The organism is Pseudomonas sp. TYF_14 (assembly GCF_043105275.1).
Classification (GTDB): Bacteria; Pseudomonadota; Gammaproteobacteria; order Pseudomonadales; family Pseudomonadaceae; genus Aquipseudomonas; species Aquipseudomonas alloputida.
Genome location: NZ_JBICLK010000057.1, coordinates 1 through 22,742, shown reverse-complemented (window position 1 = coordinate 22,742; position 22,742 = coordinate 1). Strand labels below are relative to the sequence as shown.

At 61.9% G+C, this 22,742-nt stretch carries 19 protein-coding genes; 5 read left to right on the top strand and 14 right to left on the bottom strand.

Annotated elements, in window-relative coordinates; genetic code table 11:
* The first annotated feature begins 42 nt into the window (after positions 1-42).
* The gene (locus tag ACF8O8_RS15585; protein WP_010953061.1) at positions 43-1,347 is read left to right on the top strand and encodes a CitMHS family transporter; all 1,305 of its coding nucleotides are present in this window, start codon (positions 43-45) and stop codon (positions 1,345-1,347) included.
* Positions 1,348-1,410: 63 nt separating this feature from the next.
* Positions 1,411-2,664 (top strand): OprD family porin, encoded by a 1,254-nt coding sequence (locus tag ACF8O8_RS15580; protein WP_010953062.1) that lies wholly within the window; start codon positions 1,411-1,413, stop codon positions 2,662-2,664.
* 52 nt (positions 2,665-2,716) lie between these two features.
* Here ACF8O8_RS15580 and ACF8O8_RS15575 read toward each other — a convergent pair whose 3' ends face one another.
* From ACF8O8_RS15575 to ACF8O8_RS15560, 4 genes are all read right to left on the bottom strand, one after another.
* The gene (locus ACF8O8_RS15575) at positions 2,717-2,965 is read right to left on the bottom strand and encodes a CsbD family protein (RefSeq protein WP_003247275.1); all 249 of its coding nucleotides are present in this window, start codon (positions 2,963-2,965) and stop codon (positions 2,717-2,719) included.
* Between the two features lie 146 nt (positions 2,966-3,111).
* Positions 3,112-3,567 carry a redox-sensitive transcriptional activator SoxR gene (gene soxR, locus ACF8O8_RS15570; RefSeq protein WP_392509950.1) on the bottom strand — a complete coding sequence of 152 codons (456 nt, stop codon included), beginning with the start codon at positions 3,565-3,567 and terminating at the stop codon, positions 3,112-3,114.
* A gap of 131 nt (positions 3,568-3,698) precedes the next feature.
* The gene (locus ACF8O8_RS15565; protein ID WP_350297555.1) at positions 3,699-4,577 is read right to left on the bottom strand and encodes an RHS repeat-associated core domain-containing protein; all 879 of its coding nucleotides are present in this window, start codon (positions 4,575-4,577) and stop codon (positions 3,699-3,701) included.
* A 298-nt stretch (positions 4,578-4,875) separates the two neighbouring features.
* A complete protein-coding gene (locus ACF8O8_RS15560) occupies positions 4,876-5,655 on the bottom strand; it encodes an RHS repeat-associated core domain-containing protein (protein WP_235436908.1) in 780 nt (259 codons plus the stop codon).
* A gap of 307 nt (positions 5,656-5,962) precedes the next feature.
* Here ACF8O8_RS15560 and ACF8O8_RS15555 point away from each other — a divergent pair, with 307 nt between their 5' ends.
* Both ACF8O8_RS15555 and ACF8O8_RS15550 read left to right on the top strand, forming a co-directional pair.
* On the top strand, positions 5,963-7,060 hold the full coding sequence (locus ACF8O8_RS15555; protein WP_010953066.1) for an efflux RND transporter periplasmic adaptor subunit: 1,098 nt from the start codon (positions 5,963-5,965) through the stop codon (positions 7,058-7,060).
* On the top strand, positions 7,057-10,140 hold the full coding sequence (locus ACF8O8_RS15550) for a MexW/MexI family multidrug efflux RND transporter permease subunit (protein WP_392509949.1): 3,084 nt from the start codon (positions 7,057-7,059) through the stop codon (positions 10,138-10,140). Before ACF8O8_RS15555 ends, ACF8O8_RS15550 begins: the two co-directional genes overlap by 4 nt.
* Positions 10,141-10,193: 53 nt before the next feature.
* Here ACF8O8_RS15550 and ACF8O8_RS15545 read toward each other — a convergent pair whose 3' ends face one another.
* The 8 genes from ACF8O8_RS15545 to ACF8O8_RS15510 form a co-directional block, all read right to left on the bottom strand.
* Positions 10,194-10,931 (bottom strand): GntR family transcriptional regulator, encoded by a 738-nt coding sequence (locus ACF8O8_RS15545; RefSeq protein WP_392509948.1) that lies wholly within the window; start codon positions 10,929-10,931, stop codon positions 10,194-10,196.
* 81 nt (positions 10,932-11,012) lie between these two features.
* A complete protein-coding gene (locus tag ACF8O8_RS15540) occupies positions 11,013-12,527 on the bottom strand; it encodes a DHA2 family efflux MFS transporter permease subunit (RefSeq protein ID WP_004577446.1) in 1,515 nt (504 codons plus the stop codon).
* Positions 12,517-13,662: an HlyD family secretion protein gene (locus ACF8O8_RS15535; protein ID WP_392509947.1), complete on the bottom strand. Its 1,146-nt coding sequence runs from the start codon at positions 13,660-13,662 to the stop codon at positions 12,517-12,519. The genes ACF8O8_RS15540 and ACF8O8_RS15535 overlap by 11 nt, the downstream gene beginning before the upstream one ends.
* Before the next feature lie 189 nt (positions 13,663-13,851).
* On the bottom strand, positions 13,852-15,270 hold the full coding sequence (locus ACF8O8_RS15530; protein WP_392509946.1) for an efflux transporter outer membrane subunit: 1,419 nt from the start codon (positions 15,268-15,270) through the stop codon (positions 13,852-13,854).
* 103 nt (positions 15,271-15,373) lie between these two features.
* Positions 15,374-16,084, bottom strand: a complete 711-nt coding sequence (locus ACF8O8_RS15525; RefSeq protein ID WP_392509945.1) for an AraC family transcriptional regulator — start codon at positions 16,082-16,084, stop codon at positions 15,374-15,376.
* Between the two features lie 169 nt (positions 16,085-16,253).
* On the bottom strand, positions 16,254-16,640 hold the full coding sequence (locus tag ACF8O8_RS15520; protein WP_010953073.1) for a cupin domain-containing protein: 387 nt from the start codon (positions 16,638-16,640) through the stop codon (positions 16,254-16,256).
* Positions 16,641-16,748: 108 nt separating this feature from the next.
* Complete coding sequence (locus ACF8O8_RS15515) at positions 16,749-17,573, bottom strand: AraC family transcriptional regulator (protein ID WP_010953074.1); 825 nt, start codon at positions 17,571-17,573, stop codon at positions 16,749-16,751.
* A 19-nt stretch (positions 17,574-17,592) separates the two neighbouring features.
* The gene (locus tag ACF8O8_RS15510; protein ID WP_392509944.1) at positions 17,593-18,036 is read right to left on the bottom strand and encodes an acetyltransferase; all 444 of its coding nucleotides are present in this window, start codon (positions 18,034-18,036) and stop codon (positions 17,593-17,595) included.
* 269 nt (positions 18,037-18,305) lie between these two features.
* Between ACF8O8_RS15510 and ACF8O8_RS15505 the strand changes: the two genes are divergently transcribed.
* Positions 18,306-19,229, top strand: coding sequence for a LysR family transcriptional regulator (locus ACF8O8_RS15505; protein WP_064490993.1), 924 nt, complete (start codon positions 18,306-18,308; stop codon positions 19,227-19,229).
* A gap of 56 nt (positions 19,230-19,285) precedes the next feature.
* Here the strand turns inward: ACF8O8_RS15505 and ACF8O8_RS15500 are convergent, their stop codons facing one another.
* Positions 19,286-20,416, bottom strand: coding sequence for a DUF6708 domain-containing protein (locus ACF8O8_RS15500; protein WP_392509943.1), 1,131 nt, complete (start codon positions 20,414-20,416; stop codon positions 19,286-19,288).
* A partial coding sequence (locus ACF8O8_RS15495) for a T6SS effector BTH_I2691 family protein (RefSeq protein ID WP_392509942.1) occupies positions 20,416-22,742 on the bottom strand: 2,327 nt, incomplete at its 5' end. The genes ACF8O8_RS15500 and ACF8O8_RS15495, both read right to left, overlap by 1 nt.

Sequence of the window (22,742 nt, the reverse complement as noted above, 5' to 3'; positions counted from 1 at the left end):
CTGCAGGTGGCCACATAGACAATAAAAACAAGAGAACAAACCATGCTCGCACTTCTGGGCCTGATCATGGTGGTGACCTTCACCTACCTGATCATGAGTAAACGCCTGTCACCGATCGTCGCGCTGACCATCGTGCCGATTGTTTTCGCCCTTGTTGGCGGTTTCGCGCCAGACCTGGGCAAGATGATGCTCGATGGGCTGAAAATGGTCGCACCGTCTGCCGCGCTGCTGCTGTTCGCCATCCTGTTCTTCGGCCTGATGATCGACGCCGGCCTGTTCGACCCGCTGATCCGCAAGATCCTCAAGCGGGTGAATGGCGACCCGATCAAGATCGCCATCGGCACCGCCTTGCTGTCGCTGCTGGTGGCGCTGGACGGTGACGGCACCACGACTTACATGATTACCTGCGCTGCCATGCTGCCGCTGTACAAGCGCATCGGCATGAACCCGATGATCCTGGCGACCGTATCGATGCTGTCATTGAGCATCATGAGCGGCATGAGCCCGTGGGGTGGTCCCGCCACCCGTGCCATTGCCGCGCTCGGCCTGGATGCGACCGAATACTTCATTCCGATGTTGCCCACCGTCATCGGTGGGGCGGCGTGGGTCGTGTTCACCGCCTACCTGCTGGGCCGTGCCGAGCGCCGGCGTATCGGCAATATTGCCCTGGAGTCCGGTGGCGGCAACTGCTACATCAAGGAAATCCTCGGCGACAACCCGCACAAGCGCCCGCGCCTTGCCTATGTGAACCTGGTGCTGGTGATCGCCGTGATGACCGCGCTGGTGCTGGGGCTGATGCACGCGGCCATCCTGTTCATGATTGGTTTCGTCGCCGCACTGATGATCAACTACCCGCAGCTGGACCTGCAGAAAGAGCGCATTCTCGCCCACTCGGGCAACGCCATGACCGTGGTGCTGCTGGTGTTCGCCGCGGGCATCTTTGCCGGTATTTTCTCGGGTACCAAGATGGTCGATGCATTGGCCCAGACGCTGGTGGACTGGATTCCGGAAGCGTGGAGCCACTGGTTCCCGCTGGTGGTGGCGCTGACCAGCATGCCGCTGACCTTCGTGCTGTCCAACGACGCTTACTACTTCGGCGTTGTGCCGATCCTGGCCAATGCCGCGGCCGCGTACGGCATCGACCCGGTGGAAATTGCCCGCGCCTCGGTGCTTGGCCAGCCGGTTCACCTGATGAGCCCGCTGGTGGCCTCGACCCTGCTGCTGGTGGGCATGGTCGACCGCGATATCGGTGATTTCCAGAAAGCCACCGTGAAATGGGCCGTGCTCACCTCTCTGGTGATCACTGCGCTGGCACTGCTGACGGGCGCCTTGTCCTTCATGGTTTGAAGCACCCATGGCGCCGCTCGGCGCCCCGCTGACTCACCCAAGAACAACAACAGAGTAACCATCATGTCCCGATTTCTTTTCCGTGGGGCCACTTGTGGCCTGCTGTGCGGCTGGCTGCCTGTGGCCGGTGCCGCCGGTTTCATCGAAGACAGCAAGCTCAAGCTGCAGTTGCGCAACGTGTATTTCAACGAGAATTTCCGTGACGAGCAGGGTATGAGCGCCCGCGCCGCCGCCACTGCCAAAAGCGAACGGGTGGAATGGGCTCAAGGCTTTCTGCTCGACTACCAGTCGGGTTTTACCCAAGGCACCCTGGGCTTGGGCGTCGACGCCATGGGCCTGCTGGGCGTACGCCTTGACTCCGGCCGTGGGCGCAGCGGCACCGGACTGTTGCCGGTGCATGACGATGGTCGCGCGGCCGACGAATTCGCCAGCGCCGGTATCACGGCCAAAGCCCGCCTGGGCAGCACCGTGGTCAAGCATGGCACCTTGCTGCCCAAGACGCCGGTACTGGTGTACAACGATGCGCGCCTGCTGCCGCAGACCTATCAGGGCACTCAGCTGACCAGCACCGACATCGACAACCTCACCCTTACCGCCGGCCACCTGGATCGCTTCAAACAACGCGATTCATCCGATAGCACCGGGCTGTACCTGGACGGGTATGGCGGCCCAGCGTCTGGCGATTTCAGCTTCGCCGGTGCTGACTATGCCGTCAGCAAGCAACTGCGCCTGAGTTATTTCCATGGCGAGCTCGAGCATTTCTACCGCCAGGACTTCGCCGGGCTGGTGCACGACCTGCCGCTGGGCGGCGGCGTGCTGACCACCGACCTGCGTTACTTCAAAAGCCGCGACAGCGGTACGGCGTATGGCGGTGGCATCGACAACGACATGTTCAGCGGCCAACTGTCGTACGCCCATTCCGGGCATACCGTCGGCGCAGGTTACCAGGTGCTCGATGGTGAAGCGGGGCTGCCGTATATCAGTGGGGCCACGGTCTATTCGTTCAGCAACGTCGGCATCGGCAAGTTCATCGAGGAAGAAGAGAAGACCTGGATGGCCAGCTATGCCTACAATTTCGCTGCCGCCGGGGTGCCGGGGCTGACCTTCATGACGCGCTACCTGAGTGGCGACAATGGCCGTTCAGGTGGCGAGGGCATCAAAGAATGGGAGCGTGACGCCGAAATTGCCTACGTGGTGCAGGGCGGGCCGCTGAAAGGGCTGGGCGTAAAGCTGCGAAACTATGTGTATCGATCAGATTTCGCCCGCGGCCGAGACAGCAATCGCCTTTACCTGACCTACGATATCGCCATCTGGTGATGGCGCAGGCCGGACAAGATATCCGGCCCTGAACCGCCTGAGGCGCCGTGGTTCAGCGGCGCAGCAGGCGAGAGACCACCAGTGTGACGGCGGCGGTGATGGCCAGTGCGGCGAAGGGCTTTTCCTTGACGAACGAGGACACCGTGTCCAGGGTGTCGCCGTAGGTCTTGGTCACCTGGCCTGCGGCCTGACGCGCATCGCCTTCGGCTTCCAGCGCCGGGTCTTCGACCAGGCGACCTACGGCGCTTTGCGCCTTGCCAGCCAGGTCTTCTGCTACACCTTCGATCTGTTCGCGTTTCATGATGGCTTAGTTCCTTCCTGTGAGCGGCTTTGGGTTAACAGCACAGGGTTAGGGCGGTGAATCGTCGCAATGGTTCAAAGCGACTGTTTGTCACCTGCAGGTCATGCGCGCCGGCATAGAGTCGCACCTAGCATGAGCGTGCGAGGTTAGCGTGCCTTCTTTTCGAGGATCCGCGCCCCGGTCCCTTCCTTGCCCAGCACACCCTCGGGGTTGCGCAGCGGGCAGTCCTCCAGCGACAGGCAACCGCAGCCAATGCAGTTGTCGAGGCTGTCGCGCAGTGCTTCCAGTGTGCGAATGCGGGCATTCAGGTCTTCGCGCCAGGCCGTGGACATCTCGCTCCATTGTGCGGCCGTGAGCTTGCTGTTGGGGGCATAACGGCTGAAGGCTTGTTTGATTTCCTCAAGCGGAATTCCCGTGCGCTGGGCTACCTTGATGATCGCCAGGGTACGCAGCACCAGCGAGGGATAGCGGCGCTGGTTGCCAGCCGTGCGGACGCTGGCGATCAGCCCCTTGGTTTCGTAGAAGTGCAGCGCAGACACCGCCACGCCGCTGCGCTTGGCCACTTCACCCACTGTGAGCATCCGTGTGTTGTCCGCTGCCATATATGTTCGACCTAAAGTTAAGTTGAGCTTTTATAAGCCGGCCCGGTCGGCGGTGCAACGGTTTTTCCGGGTCATTGGGGTATGGCATGACGGCATTCGCCTTTGCCCATCACTTTCCAGTTGTTGGCACGTTACCCAAAGCCACGACGCACGGTTCTCACTTCATAGCCCAACCCTTCCAGGTAGGCCTTTACGAGCGCTGTGCGCCAGGGCTCAGGCTGATAGTGTCCGGACCAGTCGTCGACAATAAATACCCCGTTCTCATAGGCGATATAACCCGCAGCGCTAACGTTATTGCTGGCATTGAAATTCCACATTTCAGCGCCGCTGGCGTGAGTATTCAAGAGGGCGTCAGTAGAGGCGCCGAAGACGACCAGGGTCGTTTCGTCGCCTTCATTTATGAGTGTGTATTTGTAAATCAGTGATGGGCTGATTTTTTTTGCGCTATTGTTGTCGTTGATAATATTGATGTCTACGATGCCCTTGCTTATAAAGCTTTTGGCATCCTTGAGTTCGGTTTTAAGGTGTTTGGCTTGGTTGTTAGAAAGTAGGTGTCCCGTATGGGAGGGTTTGAATCGTTTGCTATAAGTCTTGCCTATCTTGATGGCGGTCTGAACAAATGTATTGATTGCGTTTTTTCCGCTAGGGTCTTGTGCGTTGACTGGGTCGTTCAGGCAGTAGGCATAGGCGTTGATGCCGCCTTTGAGGAAAGGGCTCTGGTGGTCTGGGCTGATGAATCGCATCAAGCATGGGATGAATATTCGGTACCCGTTTCCGAGTGCGTAACCGTTCAGCGCAGAAATGTAAAATTCACCATTGAACCCCACTGCTCCGGTCGGCTCCGCGTTGGCGTTTCGAAACCCATAGGGTGTGTAGTTTGCTGGCTGGCCTGTTGTTGGGGCCGTGGATGTTCGTGCGGCGCCATGTTGGTCACGGGCCTGGCTTTCCAAACGGGGTGCAATGGTCGGATCGTGTTTTTTACGGGGTGTCGAAGTTTTATGCGTTGACATATATCTGACTCCGTCAGATCTGGCACTTGGCATCAGTGATTACCCATTAGCCATTCGTGCTGTTTCGACGTCTTTTCGCTGCCAGGCCTGCAGGCTTCAAAGGAAGGTGAGTTCCTGTAGTCCTGCCCGATCTTTCACTGCCAGGGATCAAGGCGGACATTCCGATGAAGTCCCCAAGGCGCAAGCGAATTTTTAGTGCGCGAAGGCGCAACGTACGCACAAGAGCAGATTGGTGAGACTTAATCGTTCGCGGGATACGCTGCCTCCGATATTAGGTTTGCTGCCGGGCACGAATACGTTAGAGACGTGCTGCATAGCCTTTAGAAGGCGTATTCTCCCTCAAGCTCGTTACTGCTATACCGAGCGACTCAAGATGGGCTTTCGCGGGTTTCAACTGCTCAACCGAAGGTTTATAGTGTCCGGAATGGGTGTCTAACGTATAACCGTTGCCGTCTTTTATGATGCCCCCTGCACTGACAACTTCACTCTTGGTTCCGGTTATCCCTTGACCAAGATGGGCGATGCTTGGATGGCTGGGTTCATCTGCGCTGTAACTGCCTATGAAGAAATTTCTATCGCGTGTAAAGACAAATTTATGTTTGAATTGAGAATCGTTAAGTCTGAATAAGCTGGCGGGATTTTTGACCAGGGTGATGTGGGTTGTTTGATTTTTTATTGATTGGATTGCGAGCTTTACGTCCTCACTCAACTCATCGGCATACCAGTTGCCAAGTGCTTTCCAGTGATTGGTATTTTCTGTCCTCGATGAAAGATTTTTCTTAAATTTGACCGCTGCCAAGGCTACAGTGCCTGCCGTCTTGAATCGGGATTTTCCGCTAGGGTCGGTTGCGTTGATTGGGTCGTTCAGGCAGTAGGCATAGCAATTTAGACCGCCACGATCGAAAGGGCTCAGTGTGTCTGCGCTTATGAATCGCATCAAACGGGGGCTCAAACGGGGGCTATAGACTCGATGTCCATTACCGAGGGCGTAGCATTCCCTTAGGGTAAATAGAGGCTCGCCATTGTAGCCTAAGATTCCGATCGGCTGCTTTTCGGCGTTTCGATAGCCATAGGGCATGTAGTTGCTTGGCACGCGTCTTGATGTATGCGTGGAGTAAGTGCCTGTAGACATGGTCTTGAAGAACCCAAGCTGAAGGAGGTATGAGTGTGCCTCACATGCCAAAGGTTCGATACTGATAAAATTGTCAGGTGATTCCAGTTCAATGATGTCGTGATTGCCTCGCACTACCACTTCAACGTCTATCAGCAGCCAGGGGGTGCCATCAACATTCCGCTGCCATGCCTGTTGACCTAAAGTAAAGTTGAGCTTTTATAGTCCTGCCCGATCTTCCCTGCAACCGCTTTCCCTGTGATCGGAGCTGTGCATGAACAAACGGACGTTACTGGCCTGGGCTGGCGCTGTTGCCGGTGCGCTGGCCGCTGCCTATGCGCTGGTGGGAAGCGGCTCGGCGCCGCCCGCTGCGGCGGTGTGGCCGGCGACCAAGGTGGCGCTGGCCACGGCCGAGCAGGTGCAACTGGCGCGGCAGCGCTTTGCTTCGGGGGAGTTGGAGGCGGTCAACCAGGTGCAGGTGGCGGCCGAGATGCCAGGGCGTATTACCCGCATCGCCTTCGAGTCGGGGCAGACAGTCGCGGCCGGGCAGTTGCTGGTGCAGCTCAACGACGCACCCGAGCAGGCCCTGCGCGTGCAGTTGCAGGCCAGGTTGCGTAACGCTGACGTGGTGTTGCAGCGCAGCCGCAAACTGCGCGCGATGAATGCCGTGTCGCAAGAGCTGCTGGACAACGCCGCCACGGCCGTGGACGTGGCCCGTGGTGAGCTGCAGCATGTCGAGGCGCTGATTGCGCAGAAGGCCATTCGTGCTCCGTTCGCCGGCAAGCTCGGCATCCGCCGTGTGCATCAGGGCCAGTACCTGGCCGCTGGCGAGACCATCGTCAGCCTGGCCGACATCAGCCAGTTGCATGTGAACTTCGCCTTGGGCGAGCAGGCCGCCCCCGAAGTGCACGCCGGGCAAGTGCTGGCACTGACGGTGGACGCGGTGCGTGGGCAAGACTTCCAGGCGCGGGTGGTGGCGGTCGATCCGGTGGTCAGCACAGCACGCCTTGTGCAGGTACAGGCGGCCTTGCCGAACCCGCAAGGGCAGTTGCAGCCGGGTATGTATGCCGGCGTGCGGCTGGATGCTGCGCAGCCGTCGACCGTGCTGGCCGTGCCGGAAACCGCGATCACCTACACCGCCTATGGGCAGACGGTGTTTGTCGCGACCCAGGACCCGCAGCATGGCACCCGGGTGAGCCGGGTGCAGGTAACCACCGGTGAGCGCTGGCAGGGGCGGGTGGAAATCACCTCCGGCCTGACGCCCGGTGACCGTGTGGTGGTTTCCGGCCAGCTGAAACTGAGTGATGGCATGCCGGTCGAGCCCGTGGCGCAGGACAGCCTGCAGGCCAGCCAGGGAGGGCGGCAGTCGTGAGGTTTACCGACGTCTTCGTGCGCCGCCCGGTGCTGGCGCTGGTGGTCAGCAGCCTGATCATCCTGATGGGGCTGTTTGCCATGGGCAAGTTGCCGATCCGCCAGTACCCGTTGCTGGAAAGCTCGACCATTACCATCAGCACCGAGTACCCCGGTGCCTCCGCCGAGTTGATGCAGGGTTTCGTGACGCAGCCGATCACCCAGGCAGTGTCGTCGGTCGAAGGCATCGACTACCTGTCCTCGTCGTCGCAGCAGGGGCGCAGCCTGATCACCTTGCGCATGGTGCTCAACCGCGATTCGACCCAGGCGCTGGCCGAAACCATGGCCAAGGTCAACCAGGTGCGCTATCGCCTGCCGGAAAAAGCCTACGACCCAGTGGTGGAACTGTCGGCAGGTGACGCCACTGCCGTGGCCTATGTGGGGTTTGCCAGCGACAGCCTGTCGATACCGGAACTGAGCGATTACCTGTCGCGGGTGGTGGAACCGCAGTTCTCCGGTATCGACGGCGTGGCCAAGGTGCAGTCGTTCGGTGGGCAGCGCCTGGCCATGCGCCTGTGGCTGGACAGTGAGCAGATGGCTGGGCGCGGGGTGACGGCGGCGGACGTGGCGCAGGCGGTACGTGCCAACAACTACCAGGCAACGCCGGGCCAGGTGCGCGGGCAGTACGTGCTGGCCGATATCCAGGTGGACACCGACCTGACCCGGGTCGAAGACTTCCGGGAGCTGATCATCCGCAACGATGGCACCGACCTGGTGCGCCTGCGCGATATCGGCACCGTCGAGCTGAGTGCGGCGGCCACGCAGACCAGTGCCACCATGGACGGCAAACCTGCCGTGCACTTGGGGCTGTTCCCTACGCCCAGCGGCAACCCTCTGGTGATTGTCGAGGGTATTCGCCAACTGCTGCCACAGATCCAGCAGACCTTGCCGCCTGGCGTGAACGTGGCGCTGGCCTATGAAACCGCACGCTTCATCGATGCGTCGATCCATGAAGTGCTGCGCACCTTGGTGGAGGCGATGCTGATCGTGGTGTTGGTGATCTGGCTGTGCCTGGGTTCGCTGCGCAGCGTGCTGATTGCGGTGGTGGCCATTCCGCTGTCGATGCTGGGGGCCGCGGGCCTGATGTTGATGCTCGGTTTCAGCCTCAACCTGCTGACCTTGCTGGCGATGGTGCTGGCCATCGGCCTGGTGGTGGACGATGCCATTGTGGTGGTGGAAAACGTGCATCGGCATATCGAGGAGGGCAAGTCGCCGGTCGCGGCAGCATTGGCCGGGGCGCGGGAAATCGCCGGGCCGGTGATCGCCATGACCCTGACCCTGGCGGCGGTGTATGCGCCCATTGGCTTGATGGGCGGGCTGACCGGCACGCTGTTCCGTGAGTTTGCCTTGACCCTGGCGGGGGCGGTGATCGTGTCCGGCATTGTGGCGCTGACCTTGTCGCCGGTGATGAGCTCGCTGTTGCTGCAACCCGGTCAGCAGCATGGGGCAATGGCCGCTATCGCCGATCGGTTGTTTGGTACGCTGAGCGGGGCCTATGGACGGGTGCTGGCCTACACACTGGCACACCGCTGGATCAGTGGCGGCGTGGCGTTGCTGGTGTGCCTGAGCCTGCCCTGGCTGTACCTGCTGCCACAGCGCGAGCTGGCGCCGCCCGAGGACCAGGCGGCGGTGCTGACCGCCATCAAGTCGCCGCAGCATGCCAGCCTCGAATACGCAGAACGCTTTGCGCTGAAGCTCGACCAGGTGATGAAGTCCATTGCCGAAACCACCGACACCTGGATCATCAACGGTACCGACGGCCCGGCCGCCAGTTTCGGTGGCATCAACCTCAGCGCCTGGCAGGCGCGCGAGCGTTCCGCCGCACAGGTGCAGGCGCAGTTGCAGCAGGCCGTTGCGGATATCGAGGGCAGCAGCATCTTCGCCTTCCAGGTCGCGTCGCTGCCGGGCTCCAGCGGTGGCCTGCCGGTGCAGATGGTGCTGCGCAGCGCCCAGGATTACCCCGAGCTGTTCCAGACCATGGAAGTGCTCAAGCAACGCGCCCGCGACAGTGGCCTGTTCGCCGTGGTGGACAGCGACCTCGACTACAACAACCCAGTGGTCAAGGTGCGCGTGGACCGGGCCAAGGCGGCGAGCCTGGGCATCAGCATGCAGGCCATTGGTGAGTCGCTGGGGGTGCTGGTGGGCGAGCAGTACCTCAACCGCTTTGCCCTGTTCGGGCGTTCTTATGACGTGATCCCGCAGAGTATCCAGGACCAACGCCTGACGCCTGCGGCGCTGAGCCGCCAGTATGTGCGCGCCGAGGATGGCAGCCTGGTGCCGCTGGCCACGTTGGTGCGCCTGGATATCGAAGTGGCACCCAACCGCCTGTTGCAGTTCGATCAGCAGAACGCCAGTACCCTGCAGGCGATCCCGGCCCCGGGTGTATCGATGGGCAACGCCGTGGCATTTCTGGAACAGCTCACCGCCGAGCTGCCACCGGGCTTCAGCCACGACTGGCAATCGGAATCGCGCCAGTATGTGCAGGAGGGCTTTGCCTTGATGTGGGCATTTCTCGCCGCCCTGGTGGCGATCTACCTGGTGCTGGCGGCGCAGTACGAAAGCCTGGTCGACCCCCTGATCATTCTGGTGACTGTGCCGCTGTCGATCTGCGGTGCGCTGCTGCCGCTGGCGCTGGGCTGGGCCACGCTGAACATCTACACACAGATTGGCCTGGTGACGCTGATCGGCCTGATCAGCAAGCACGGTATCCTGATGGTGGCGTTCGCCAACGAGATTCAGGTGCGCGACAACCTCGATCGTGCTGCCGCCATTGTTCGTGCGGCGCAAATACGCTTGCGGCCAGTGCTGATGACCACGGCGGCGATGACTTTTGGCGTGCTGCCACTGCTGTTCGCCAGCGGCGCCGGCGCCAACAGCCGTTTCGGGTTGGGGGTGGTGATTGTGTGCGGGATGCTGGTGGGGACCTTGTTCACCTTGTTCGTGCTACCGACGATCTACGCCTGGCTGGCACGCGATCACCGGGTGAGCACGGCGCGGGCGAGGCAGTTGGTCGAAGCTGAAAGGCAACTGGGGGCGCTTTAGGGGCAACGGTCTGTTCATTGGCTGAAAGTTGCACCATCCCTGTACGAGCGGGTTCAGGCGGGGGAGCGGTCGCGGCGCATCTGGGTGACCAAGGTAAAGCGGTCATCCGGGTGCACGGTCTCGGAAACCGCCATCAAATCACCATTTTCCTCGCGGTAGTGGCGGATGATCTTCAGTCCCGGCGAGCCCGCCTCGGCCTTCAGCGCCCGGGCCATTTCCGCTGTCAACAACACCGCGCGCACCTGCTGGTCGACCACTGCGATTGCCCGGCCATAGTGCTGTTCGATCAAGCCGGCAATCAGCTGGTCAGGGTGCTCGCGGGCCAGCTCGATGACCGCGGTGTAGTCGCGCTGTGCATACACGTCGGTCCAGCACAGCGGCGCGCCATCGTGCTGCCGGTCGACGCGGATGCTCGACACGCAGAAGTAATGCTCCCCTGGCACCAGCCCCAGCCTCGCCGCCTCGCTCAGGTCGGCGACAAAGTGGCGCACGCCCTGGATTTCCCGCTGCTGGGTGTCTGCCAGGTGCGCCAGGTCAGCCACACTGGCCAACGACTGCGAATAGCCGCCGCGCGGGCTGCTGGCCTCCACCCGGGTGCCCACGCGCTTGCGGCGCGACACCAGCCCTTGGGTGAGCAACTGGTCGATAGCGGCACGCACCGTGTGCCGGCTCACATTGTAAAGGTCGCACAGCTCGAACTCGGTCGGCAGCAGGCTGCCCACCGGGTAGCGGCCGCTGGCAATCGCTTGCATCAAGTCCTTTGCCACGGTGGAGTAGCGCGTTGGGTTCATACCTTTGCTCGGGCTCGCCAGTTTCATCGGTTGACAGTGTAACAGCGGCCGAATGCCGAACGCTCCGGCCGCCCGCAGAGGTCAATGCTGCTGCCTGGCCCGCAGCAGCAGCGCTGCCAGGGCACACCCGACCAATGCCAGGCACGCCAGGTAGAACGCATCACTGTAGGCCATCAGGTAAGCCTCTCGTCGAATGGTTGCCGCCAACGCTTCCAGCATTTGCTGCTGAGGCGGCAGCCAGCTTTGCACCGTCTGGTTGATACGCGCCTGCACGCTTGGCTCGAACAGCGTCACCTGCTCGTGAATGCGCTCACTGTGAAAGCGTTCACGGGTCGCCACCAGTTGCGTCAACCCGGCCGTACCGATGGCGCCACCCAGGTTGCGCAACATCGAGAACACCGCCGAGGCTGAGCCGGCTTCACGCTTGTCCAGCCCGGCCACCGCCAGCACCGATAACGCAACCATGATGAAAGGCTGGCCAATACCACGCACCACCGTGGACGGGATGATCACGTTGTCGGCACTGTCGGCGCTCAGGCTAGCCCCCAGCCAGCAGCCCAGCGCCATGATCAAAAAGCCGCTGGCGACCATGAACTTGGCACTGGTCCAGCCCATCAGCCGGGGCATCAACGGCGCCAGCAGCAACTGCACCACGCCATAGGCGATCAGCGCCACGCCCACGTCGTGCGCGCTGAACCCCTGCAACTGCGAGAGGTAGTTGGGCACCAGGAACACCAGGCCGAACGTGGCAGCGCCAAAGATGAACATCGCCACGCTGGCGACACCGAAGTTGTAGTGCCCCAGCAAGCGCAGGTTGATGAACGCGCGCTGGCCGAACAGCTGCGTCACCACGAACACCACCAACGCAATGGCAGCGACCACGCTCATGCCGACAATGAGTGGCGAGCCGAACCAGTCCAGCCGACCGCCTTCTTCCAGCACGATCTGCAAGCCGCCCAGGCCGATCACCATGGCCGCGATACCCAGCCAATCACCTTTGCGTAACAGTTCGAGCTTCATCGGCTTGGCTTCGATCGACCAGGCGATGGCCAGCAGCAGCGCAATGCCGGGGAAAAGTTGCAGATAGAAGATCCAGCGCCACGAATAGGCATCGGTCAGCCAGCCGCCAATCGACGGCCCGGCGGCCTGCGCCACGCTGTTGGCCAGGCTGAACAGCGCCATGCCCATGGCCATCTTGCTGGCCGGCAGTTCGGTGATGATCAGCTGGAACGACAGGGGAATCAGCACCGCGCCCGCAGCCCCCTGGATCACCCGGATTACGATCATCGCCTCCAGGTTGGGCGCCCATGAGCAGGCCACCGAGGCGATCAGAAAGATGAGCGAGCCGGTCCACATCACCCGGCGCAGCGAGAACACGTCCACCAACCAGGCCGTCAGCGGAATCATCACGATTTCCGCCACCAGGTAGGCGGTGGAAATCCATGAGCCTTCCTCGAAGCTGGCACCCAGCGAGCCGCGGATTTCCGGCAGTGCGGCGCTGGTGACATGCACGTTCATGCCCGCCATGAAGCAGCCGAACAGGCCGCCAAGCACCGCTACCCAGGCACGCAGCGAGACCGTTTGCTCAGTGCGCATCGGCGACCTCTGCGGGGCGTGTGTCGACTGTACTGACCACCGACATGCCGGGCAGTACCTGCGGGCCATCCAGCGGTTTGTCGAGCAGAATGCGCACCGGGAAACGCTGGACGATCTTGGTGAAGTTGCCGGTGGCGTTGTCCGACGGCAGCAAGGCGAAGACATTGCCCGAGGCTGGCGAAAAACTGGCCACATGGCCATGCAGTGGCTGGCTGGCGAAGCTGTCGACACGTATTTCTACCGGTTGCCCGGGGCGCATGCGGGCCAGTTGGGTTTCCTTGTAGTTGGCCACCACATAGGCTTGTTGCAGGGGCACCACAGCCAGCAGCGGCTGGCCCGGCACCACGTACTGGCCGGTGCGCACGCGACGTTGGCCGACCACGCCGGTGATCGGCGCGCGGATCACGGTGTCCTGTTCGTCCTGCTCGGCGAGTTGTTGGTGGGCCTGGGCGCGTGCCAGGGCCGCTGCCCGTTGTTGCAGTTCGGCCTCGGCCTGGGCTGACCGGGCCTTGGCCATGGCCAGTTGTGAGCGTTGCTGGCGCAGCGCGGCCTGGGCACCTTGCAGTGCGGCTTGTGCCTGGCTGGCATGGGCACTGGCGGTTTCCAGGCGCTGCACGGTCGCTGCGTCGTCACGCACCAGGCCACGGTAGCGTTGGACATCCAGTTCACTGCGACGCTGTTCGGCGGTGGCGCTGCGCACGACGGCCTCGGCCTGCAGGATGGCTTGCTGTTGCTGGTCGATGCGCTCGGTCGCTACCTGTTGGCTGGCCTGGGCGGCGGCCAGTGCCGCCTGTGCCTCGGTCACACCAGCCCGGGCCTGGTCGAGGCGGACGCGGTAGTCGCGGTTTTGCAGGCGCACCAGCACATCGCCGGCTTTCACCGGCTGGTCGTCAGCCACCTCGACCTCGGCTACGTAGCCCGGCACGCGTGGGCTCAGCGCCACCCAGTCGGCGCGGACATAGGCATCGTCGGTGGTTTCCAGATAGCGGCCGGTGCTGAACCAGTAGCTGGTGAAGGCCAGCAGGGTGATTGTGGCCAGGCTGCCGCTGGCGATGACTGCCAGGCGGCGACGGGTTTTAGCGCTCGGCCGCTGTTCAGTTTCGGCGGGTGAGGGTTTGTCTACGGCAACATTCATGGTTGGTTTCCAATTTCGAATTGGGCCTGCTGGCTGTCGGTTGTGGGAGCCACTGTCTTGCTCAATTTCTAAAAGCTGGCGCGTGTGGGAGCGGGCTTGCCCGCGAACACGGGCGAAGCCCGTGCCATCCACCGCGGTGTATTCTTCGCGGGTACAGTGGGCGGTGCTCGCTGCTGGTCTTGCCTCTCGCTACCACCGCCCGCCCAGCGCGCGGAACAGGTTTACCTGCGCTTGCGCCAGGCGCCCTCGGGCTTCTGTGTGCCTGGCCCGCAGGCTGATCATTTCGCGCTCGCTGTCGAGCAGGGCCAGCCCGTCCACGGTGCCGGCACGGTAGTTACCCTGGGCCAGGGCAAAGCTGTGCTGGCTGTGCGCCAGGGCTGCGTCCAGCGCCTGCAACCGTTGTCGCTCGCCGTCGTAGCGGGCCAGTGCCTGGCGCACGTCTTTCAGCGCGCTCAGCGCTACGCCGCGGTAACGGGCGACCTGCGCCCGCTGCAATGCCTCGGCCTTGCTCACCCGTGCGCGGTTGGCTTTCAGGTTGGGAAACTCCCAGCGGATCAGCGGGCCAATGCCGAACATCACCGCGCGGCTGTCGCCGAGGTTGGCAAGGTGATGGTCCGAAGACGTCAACGAAGCGCCGAAGCTGACCTTTGGGTAAAGGTCGGCCCGCACGATGTCGGTCTCCAGGGTGGCCGCCTGCAGTTCCCGTTCGGCCTGGCGCACATCTGGCCGGCGTTCGAGCAAATGCCAGCCATCGCCAGCCGGCAGCGGCGCCGACAGCGTGGGGATGGCTACGCAGGTCGTGTCTTCGGCCACCGAGGCCTGGCCACTGAGCATGCTCAGTTCGTAAAGCGCCATCTGCCGCCGGGCTGAGAGCATCGGCAGTTGCGCACGCACCTGTTCCCGCAAGCCCAACAGGCGCTCGCTGTCGAAGGCAGTGGCCACACCGGCCTGGCGCTGACGCTGGCTGAGTTGCACGCTGTGGTCGAGGGTTTGCAAGGCCTGCTTCGCTGCCTCCAGGCGCGCCGCGTAGGTGCACTGGTCGATGTAGGCGCGGGTGGTCTGGGCGACCACCTGCAGGCGTACCAGGTCTAGCGCCGCAGCGCTGGCTTCGGCTTGCACCCTGGCACGTTGGATGGCGGCGCGTACCTGGCCCCAGATATCCACCTGATAGGCCAGCTCGATGCCCGGGTTGAATTGCCATTGCGACGGCGCGTTGCTGTCGGTCGCCTCGGCCAGCGTCTGGTCATCGGCGCTTCTGCCATAGGTAGCGGCAACGCCCATCGCGGTAGACGGCCAGCGCCTGGCGTCGAACTCGCCGATGCCGGCCAGCATGGCCTGCACGTTGGCCTCGGCCTGTGCCAGGCCTTGGTTGTGCGCCAGGGCTTGCTGTACCCAGCGGTTGAGTTGGGGGTCTTGATACAGAGCCCACCAGCGTTCGGGCAGGGGCTGTTTGCTGACGCCGGCCGGCATGTTCGCCAGCGGGTCTGCCTGCAGCGCTACAGCGGGTTCGGCAGGTGTGGGTTGGTGGCCGCAGGCCGCGAGTGCAGCAAGCATGCCGAGGGCTGTGGCAAGCCGGGCAGGGCCGGGAAATGAGTGCAGTAAGGGCATCACGATTGTCGCTCAAAGGTCGTGATGCGAGGTTAACGAGGGTTGCATGGGCGTCGCTGTCGCAAGCGGGACAACCCTGCGCGCAAGCGGGACAACCTGAGGCTCAGTACTCGCGCGCGGTACCGTTTTGCCAATCACTCGGCGCATGGCCGAGGATGCGCTTGAACATGGCAGTAAAGGCGCTGGCGCTCTGGTAGCCGTGCTCCAGCGCAACGTTCAGGATCGGCTTGCCATCGGCCAGGCATTGCTGGCTGAGCATCACCCGGGCACGGGCGCGCCATTGGCCATACGACATGCCCACCTCGCGCTGGAACAGCCTGGCCACACTGCGGGCACTCATGTTCAGTTGTGCGCCGCATTGCTCCAGGGTCAGGTCCTGGGCCGGGTCCTGCAGGAAGCGCTCGCACCAGGCACGCAGGCGTGCGTGCTGCGGCGTCGGGACGAAGGCATCGATGCGCCGGGCGGCGGCGAGTTCGTACAGGATCAGCGCCCGAGCATGCGCGCCGTCGCGCAGGTTCAGCACCCGTGACGCCGCCAGGATCAGTTCGCGCAGCAGGCCGGACACGACGATGACCTGGCAGCGTTCGATGTGGGCATCGAGCAGCAAGGTGCGCATGCAGACCACGCCTTCCATGCGGATGGCATGGCTGACCCCGGCGGGCATCCACAAGGCATGCCCGCCGGGGATCACCCAGCTGCCGCCCTCGCTGCTGACCCGCATCACGCCGCTGGCGGCGTAAATCAGCTGGTCTTCGGCGTGGCAGTGGCTGGCCACTTCATCGCCGTGTCCGTAGTCCCTTTCCAGTGCTTGCATGCAGGCCATCCTCGTTATTGGATCCAATTATATCGAGGCGACCTTGTGCCGGGTTGCGAAGTGTGGGCTACGAGCGAATTGCCATGATTAGAAATGGCTGTAAAGCGATTTTTTATGGTTAATTATTGCTGTGAAGTCAGCGACTACAGCTTGAAAGTGGTGAGTGTTGTTAAATCCAGACATCGCTCTCTGCTGTGCGATTCCCCCCTTCATGACCGGTATTCAGAATGCCCCGCGGTTCGATCATCATCAGTTTCGCTTCGCCTTGCGCAGCGGTCCGGTGCTCGACGCCGCGGGGCACCACATAGAGTTCCCCGGGGTTCACATGCACGCAGCCATCCGGCAGGTCGATACGCAGGGTGCCTTCCAGCACCAGGAATGCTTCGTCGGTCTCCGGGTGCGCGTGCCAGATGAATTCGCCTTCGATGCGCACGACCTTGAACTGGTAATCGTTCATCTCGGCAACGACCCTGGGGCTCCATTGCTGTTCGATTAGCGCTGCCTTGTGGACCAGGTTCACTGGCAGGGAGGGATGTGGATGACGGGATTCAGGCATGACAGTTCCTCGGAAAGTGGAGTGGTCAGCCTATCGCTCCGGGCGAGTCCGGTTCTTGTACGATCCTGCAAGCCTGCTCCCACGAGATACGCGGGCGCCTGCGATAACTCAGCGTGACGCTCGCAAACGCTCCAGCCAGCGTAACGGCGGTACGCCATAGCAGCGGGTGAAGTGCCGAGTCATGTGGCTCTGGTCATGAAAGCCTGCGGCAAGGGCGGCGTCGACCAAGGTGAAGCCGTCCAGGATCATTCGGCGCAAGCAGTCGAGGCGGCGCAGGGTGACAAAGCGATAGGGGCTGGTGCCGTACAGCGTGCGAAAGTCCCGCGACAGGCTCCAGCGTTCGCGGCCACTGGCCTGTTCCAGCATGTCCAGTGTTATGCCCACATGCAGGTGTTCCATGATGAAGGCTCGGGCGCGTTCGGCTGCCTGGTAATCCAGGCGCTTGCGCCCGCGCGGCTTGCCGCCGACGGCCCGCAAGGCGATCGCCAGGTCATACAGGGCGTCCTGTTCTTCCAATGGTTCCAGCGCGTGGTCCACTGCCTGTACGAACGCTTCGCTGGCGTGGTACAGACGCGGGTCGCTGGACAGCCCGCCAGCGATGAAGGGCAAAGGCTGACCACCCAGCACGTTCTGGATCAGTGCCGGGTCGACGTAGGCCATGCGGTAGCGAAAGCCTGCGTCGGTGCCGGCCATGCCGTCATGCAGTTCGTCCGGGTGCAGCACCAGCGTGTTGCCCGGTATGCCGTGGCGCAGCGAACCCTTGTAGTGGAAGCTTTGCACGCCGGCCAGCGTGCGGCCGATCGAATAGGTATCGTGGCGATGCGGGTCGTAGCCGTGGCTACCGAACCAGGCTTCGATACGCTCGATACCGCCCGGTTGGGCACTACGGATGACCCAGTCGGACGGCGGTAGGGGCTTCGCTTTGCGGGCCATCGCGGTCAGTGCCTCCTGCTCACGCCCGGGTGGGCAGGCTCATGTGCAGCAAGGGGAACGGGCGACCTTCGCCATCCAGTGGTGAACGGCCAGTCTGGACGAAGCCATAGTGCTGGTAGAACGCTGTTGCCTGTGGGTTCTGCTCGTTGACATCGACACTCATCGCACTGCGTGACTGGCGGCCGAAATCCAGCAATGCACGGCCAATGCCCTGGCGGTGGCGCGCTGGGTCGACGAAGAGCATTTCCACATGGTTTTCATTGAAGCCGACAAAGCCCAGTGGCTGGTTATCGGTGTCTACCGCAACCCACAGCTCGATGGCCGGGAAGTACACGTCGCGCAGCTGTGGCAACAGTGCGTCGATGTCGGAGGGTTGCAGGAAGTGGTGCGTCGCGCGAACAGCGCGCAGCCAGATGTCGAGCAGCTGCGGGTAGTCTGCAGCGATGCCTTGGCGAATGATCATGGTGTCATCCTGAGTGTATTGATGGCGGATGGGCGCGCCAGTGAGCGGCGGCCATGCAAGTGTCGGCATCATGAATGCCCGCTTCGCGAGTCAACGCCTGGGCGGTGCACGGCAGGGGAGGCCGGAAGGGAAGAGAGCGGAAGATTACCCCGGTCGCGCAGTAGGGGGCAATGGCGATTGCATAGAGTGCAGTGCAGGTTTCGACTCGGCTAGGATGCATGTCGATGCTGGTATTGAACCCTAACAACAAGCACGGCCCGGGAGCGCCCATGAACCGCAACGAACTGCGCAAAGCCGATATCAACCTGATGGTGGTGTTCGAAGCGCTGATGCAGGAACGCAACCTCACCCGTGCCGCGGAGAAGCTGTTCGTCGCCCAGCCCACGGTCAGCGCCGCGCTGGCCAGGTTGCGTGCGATGTTCAACGACCCATTGCTGGTTCGAGTGGGCAACCGCATGGAGCCCTCGGCCAGGGCCGAAGAGGTGATCAAGTACCTCACGCCAGCCTTGGATGCGATGTCTGTCGCCCTCAGCATGACCCATGATTTCGACCCGCTGACCAGCAAGATGACCTTCCGCATCGGCTTGTCCGATGATGTCGAGTCGGGCCTGCTGCCGCCGCTGTTGCGGGCGCTGCGGGTGGAGGCGCCAAACGTGGTGGTGGTCGTGCAGCATGTGGACTACTGGCGCATTCCGGACCTGCTGGCGGCGGGCGACGTGACGGTGGGTATCAGCCAGACCAAGGGCCTGCCCGCCAATGCCAAACGCAAGGTGCTACGCACCCTGCAAGCCAGGGTAGTGCGGGCCGACAAGTCCAGCACGCCGCTTTCACTGGATGAGTTTTGCCAACGTCCGCATGTCCAGGTTTCGCCAACCGCCAACACCCAGGGTGTGGTCGATGACTGGTTGAAAGACATCGGCCGTGAACGCAAGGTGGTGTTGTCGGTGCCGCAGTTCAGTTCGCTGCCGGCGATTCTGGCCGGTACCGACCTGCTGGCCTGTTGCCCGGACTATGCCGCACAGGGTATGGAACGCTGGGGCAACCTGCAGGCCGAGACGCTGCCGTTCGAGACTGCTGCACTGGAGCTGGCCATGGTCTGGTTGAGCACCACCGACAGCGACCCAGCCGAGCGTTGGCTGCGCAGTCGCCTGGAGCACTACATGGGCGGACTACGGGAAGCGGTCATGGGATGATGGATTTGCATCGTGCTGCAACTGGCTGCCGATGAAGTGCGCCGGGTGCAGTTGGATCAGTCACTTTCGTTGGCCTGTTGAGGTGTAGAGCGCTTGCGTGGTTTTTTCGCCGGCCGCTTGCCGGGCTTGAGCTGCCAGCGGTCGGCGTTAGCGAGCAGGCGTGCCTGGATTGCGGGTGGGTAGTCGCTCAGGGTAGTCACGGGTGGGACTGGCTTGCCGGGCAGGCCGGCCTCGCGGATGACCTTCGGCCAGCGCGGTCGCCAGCACAGCAGCAGGCTGAGCCAGTGGGCGGTGCCGATGATGACGAAAGCGGGCCAGACAAACAGCAGTGCAACTTTGAACAGCCAGCTGCTTTTGCGGAAGAAACGCTCAAGGCCTTCGAACTGGGCGCTGAATGCCTGTATGGGTGAGGGTAGCTGGGTGCTCAGGCGGGGGCGGGGGACGGCGTGTGGGCCTTCTTCCATGTAACGGCGGATGAATTCCCACTCATCACGCAGTTCGCTGCCGCCTTGGCCTTGTTTGCCCAGCAGGGCCATTTCCATGTGAGGCAGGCCGGTGCGGCTGGGGTGCCAGACCAGGCCGAGCCGCGTGCCCACGCTGAGTGAGTCATCTTCTGGGTCGATGGCTGTGCTTCCGGTTGTTTTCCACGGGAAAGTGACGATGCCGCCGCAGTATTTCGGTCGATGTAGGTGAACTTGTTGGGTTACTCGATTGAATCGAATGAGCAAGTGACGGCTAGTCAGCATTTCTAGTCGGGTTAAGTGGATTCCATACTTTGAATAAAGATACACTAAGGCCGAGCTGACTGAGAGCATTATAATTGTTGAAAGAATAGTGATTACGGAGCGCCCCTCAGGATCGGTGATGTCCATCCATAAAAATCCAGTGCTGATCATTAGTCCCACAGCAATGGCCGGGGCGACAGCGCCGAGCGTTGCGAGCGTAATAAGCCCACGCTTCTCTTCTGAGCCTCCGCAGCGCATTTCTAAAACAGTTTCGCTGAATGCGAAAATAGGTCCTCTTGCATAGGGTTGTTTACTAACGGATTGGAAGTGGATTTCTTCACTCAGGTCACCCTCATACAAATCTTTACGCTTTTCGCTCGGTGTCAGTTCTGCTTCATATGATTTTCTCGCGGCTTCGGATTCAGTAGCCATTTTCCAAAAACCCCATTCGATCAGATACATCACAATACCTCGCTGAATGCGGAGTGCAGGGTCTTCAGCTCTTCTTGTTCTTCAAACGGTCTTGAGTTTTTTGCAAAGCGAAAGCTGCTGCGTTTGCACCACTTTTCCAAAGCGTCGTCTTCAAATATGTAAATAATCAATGTGAGGACCAAGCCAATCCAGAACGCCCCAAGAACGAGGCGGGTAAGTAATAACCGAGCAGCCTGCGTTCCGAGCTTTTTTGCAAGTGCTCCCAATGAGGTGGATAGCATCCTGACGAGCTTGGTCTTGGCATTTTGAGAAAGGTAGTCGAAAAAAGGTTTTGCAGTCGCAACGGCCGTTCCTAACTCAGCAAGTGAGAGAGTCACTGTAGCGACTCCTCTTACAAAATAAGTAGCCGCCAAGAGTCTGGAGTTTTTTTGAACCTGCTTGGTAGCGCCACTCTGGCTGCTTTTGTAATGCTCAATCGAGTCAGTGAAATCCCACCACGCGAGTACCAACCCCCCGGTGCCAGCTAAACTGGCGCCCCATAGTTTCAAACGCCCTAGAGCGGCCGCTGCTCCTCGTCCGGTCACACTGTTCGCGCCGTACCGCGCGACCACCTGGTCCACATAACTGGCTCCAACTTCGAAGCCCGCCGCAGCCGTAGTCATCGCGGCCGCCAGGAGTTCGGTCTTCACCCGCGCATCACTGTCAGGCAGTTCGCGCGCTTTGAAGGCCATCAGCATCCCCTCCAGCAGGCACACTAGCCCGGAAACACGCACTTTGTAGAAGTCACTGTTCCGAGCCTGCATCAACCCTTCAGCCCAGGCCTGGTCGAGGTACCTTGATACCTGGCCTGCGCTGCGTTGTGGGTTGATGGGCTGCCCGCTACGTGCAGCTTCACTCAGGCGAATATCGACAGCCGTTTCATGCACCGAAGCGAACAAGGTCAGCCGCAAACCCTGGTGCAGCGCGCGGTCCATGCTGTTGGGTGTCGCGGTGCGCAGCACTTGCCGCCCCAGGGCTACGTACCAGGCATACAGGCCGATGCTGGCCGTGCTGCTCTGTGCCTGCATCTGTTCGTACAGTGTGTTGATGCGCCCAAAGGCATTGGCAGCGGCATGGGCTTGCCTGGCAAGCGCTTCCGGCAGGGCGAAGGATGACGCTGACGGCGGTTCGGCCTTGGCGGCTTCCAGCAGCGCCGCCAGTTCTTCCCGCAGGTCCTCCTGGTTGTAGGTGATGCCGCGTATTGCCAGGTTGCCCCGGTCTGCCACGTCGCTGCGCCACCAGTGGTCCAGCACCTTCGTGCCCCCTTCACTCAACTCGATGCCGATCACGCACTGGCCGGTCTGTTCGGCAAAGGCCAGGCCGTTGATGAGGTCGGCGTTGTCGTAGCGGTCCAGCGCTTGCAACAAGCGTTCGCTGACCACCCAGCGGGTATGGTCCTTGGCGCGGTCTTCGGCGGCTTGCTGGGCGTGTTGCATGGCCTGCTCGAAACCGTCGAGCTGATCGTGCATGGCCTGGCGGTCGACCAGGTGGCCGTATTTCTGATCGAACCGCTTGCGGAACTCGCCGGCATCCTGGCGGGCCTGGACTTTGCTGCGGACCTCGCGCTCGAACTGTGCCAGGTGGGGCTTCATGCGTTCATCATGGGCATCGGCCTGTTGACTGGCCCGTTCGGAGAACAAGTAGATCTCGGGATGCAGGTGGAGCTGGTTGCGGACTTTTTCGGCCATGACTTCGCGCTTGACGATCTGCTCGGCCACCATCTGCGGGTAGAGTTTTTCGATTTCCAGGAACGACTGCGCGACCAGAAGCTTGCGCTCGTTGTCCACGCCGGGTTCAACGGTGCGTTCCAGCCATTTCGTTTTCACATCATCGACGGCGGCATTGCGCCAGGCGTTGAGCTCCTGGGTAATGCCGATGGCGTCTTCGATGACGATGGCGGCGCCACGGGGTTTGGTCTGGTTCACCGGCGGCGCCAGGGCCAGGCGTGAGGCGTGGGGCGAGACGATCTGGTCGTTGTTGAACGGCTGCAGGTCCAGTAGCGCCTGCAGGTCGGCATCGTCCTGGGCCTTGAAGTCGGCTACCCAGTTCAGTTGGTCGTGCTTGAGCACATGGGGCTGCGGCGGGGCGTCGGAGGGCTGGATGAAGCGGGCGATATCGATCGTGGGCAGGCTGCTGCGGTATTCGTCGTCGAGCAGGCGGTAGTTGTCGAGCATGCGCGGGGTTAGCGGGGAAGGGCTGAACAATGGGCGCAGCTCCTGGATGTCATCCAGGTCGTAGAGGGTGATGGTCCAGCCGAAACCGCGAAGGATCTCATCCAGATTGCCGGCGCTGGGGGCAGGCTCCCAGGGGGCGTCGC

What these genes read in the sequence shown, in the direction of transcription:
- ACF8O8_RS15530 (WP_392509946.1), bottom strand. Translation starts at nt 15,270, where the DNA reads ATGCCCTTACTGCACTCATTTCCCGGCCCTGCCCGGCTTGCCACAGCC.
- ACF8O8_RS15565 (WP_350297555.1), bottom strand. Translation starts at nt 4,577, where the DNA reads ATGTCAACGCATAAAACTTCGACACCCCGTAAAAAACACGATCCGACC.
- ACF8O8_RS15535 (WP_392509947.1), bottom strand. Translation starts at nt 13,662, where the DNA reads ATGAATGTTGCCGTAGACAAACCCTCACCCGCCGAAACTGAACAGCGG.
- ACF8O8_RS15540 (WP_004577446.1), bottom strand. Translation starts at nt 12,527, where the DNA reads ATGCGCACTGAGCAAACGGTCTCGCTGCGTGCCTGGGTAGCGGTGCTT.
- ACF8O8_RS15555 (WP_010953066.1), top strand. Translation starts at nt 5,963, where the DNA reads ATGAACAAACGGACGTTACTGGCCTGGGCTGGCGCTGTTGCCGGTGCG.
- soxR (WP_392509950.1), bottom strand. Translation starts at nt 3,567, where the DNA reads ATGGCAGCGGACAACACACGGATGCTCACAGTGGGTGAAGTGGCCAAG.
- ACF8O8_RS15580 (WP_010953062.1), top strand. Translation starts at nt 1,411, where the DNA reads ATGTCCCGATTTCTTTTCCGTGGGGCCACTTGTGGCCTGCTGTGCGGC.
- ACF8O8_RS15575 (WP_003247275.1), bottom strand. Translation starts at nt 2,965, where the DNA reads ATGAAACGCGAACAGATCGAAGGTGTAGCAGAAGACCTGGCTGGCAAG.
- ACF8O8_RS15515 (WP_010953074.1), bottom strand. Translation starts at nt 17,573, where the DNA reads ATGGCCCGCAAAGCGAAGCCCCTACCGCCGTCCGACTGGGTCATCCGT.
- ACF8O8_RS15560 (WP_235436908.1), bottom strand. Translation starts at nt 5,655, where the DNA reads ATGCCCTATGGCTATCGAAACGCCGAAAAGCAGCCGATCGGAATCTTA.
- ACF8O8_RS15510 (WP_392509944.1), bottom strand. Translation starts at nt 18,036, where the DNA reads ATGATCATTCGCCAAGGCATCGCTGCAGACTACCCGCAGCTGCTCGAC.
- ACF8O8_RS15500 (WP_392509943.1), bottom strand. Translation starts at nt 20,416, where the DNA reads ATGTATCTGATCGAATGGGGTTTTTGGAAAATGGCTACTGAATCCGAA.
- ACF8O8_RS15505 (WP_064490993.1), top strand. Translation starts at nt 18,306, where the DNA reads ATGAACCGCAACGAACTGCGCAAAGCCGATATCAACCTGATGGTGGTG.
- ACF8O8_RS15545 (WP_392509948.1), bottom strand. Translation starts at nt 10,931, where the DNA reads ATGAACCCAACGCGCTACTCCACCGTGGCAAAGGACTTGATGCAAGCG.
- ACF8O8_RS15525 (WP_392509945.1), bottom strand. Translation starts at nt 16,084, where the DNA reads ATGCAAGCACTGGAAAGGGACTACGGACACGGCGATGAAGTGGCCAGC.
- ACF8O8_RS15520 (WP_010953073.1), bottom strand. Translation starts at nt 16,640, where the DNA reads ATGCCTGAATCCCGTCATCCACATCCCTCCCTGCCAGTGAACCTGGTC.
- ACF8O8_RS15585 (WP_010953061.1), top strand. Translation starts at nt 43, where the DNA reads ATGCTCGCACTTCTGGGCCTGATCATGGTGGTGACCTTCACCTACCTG.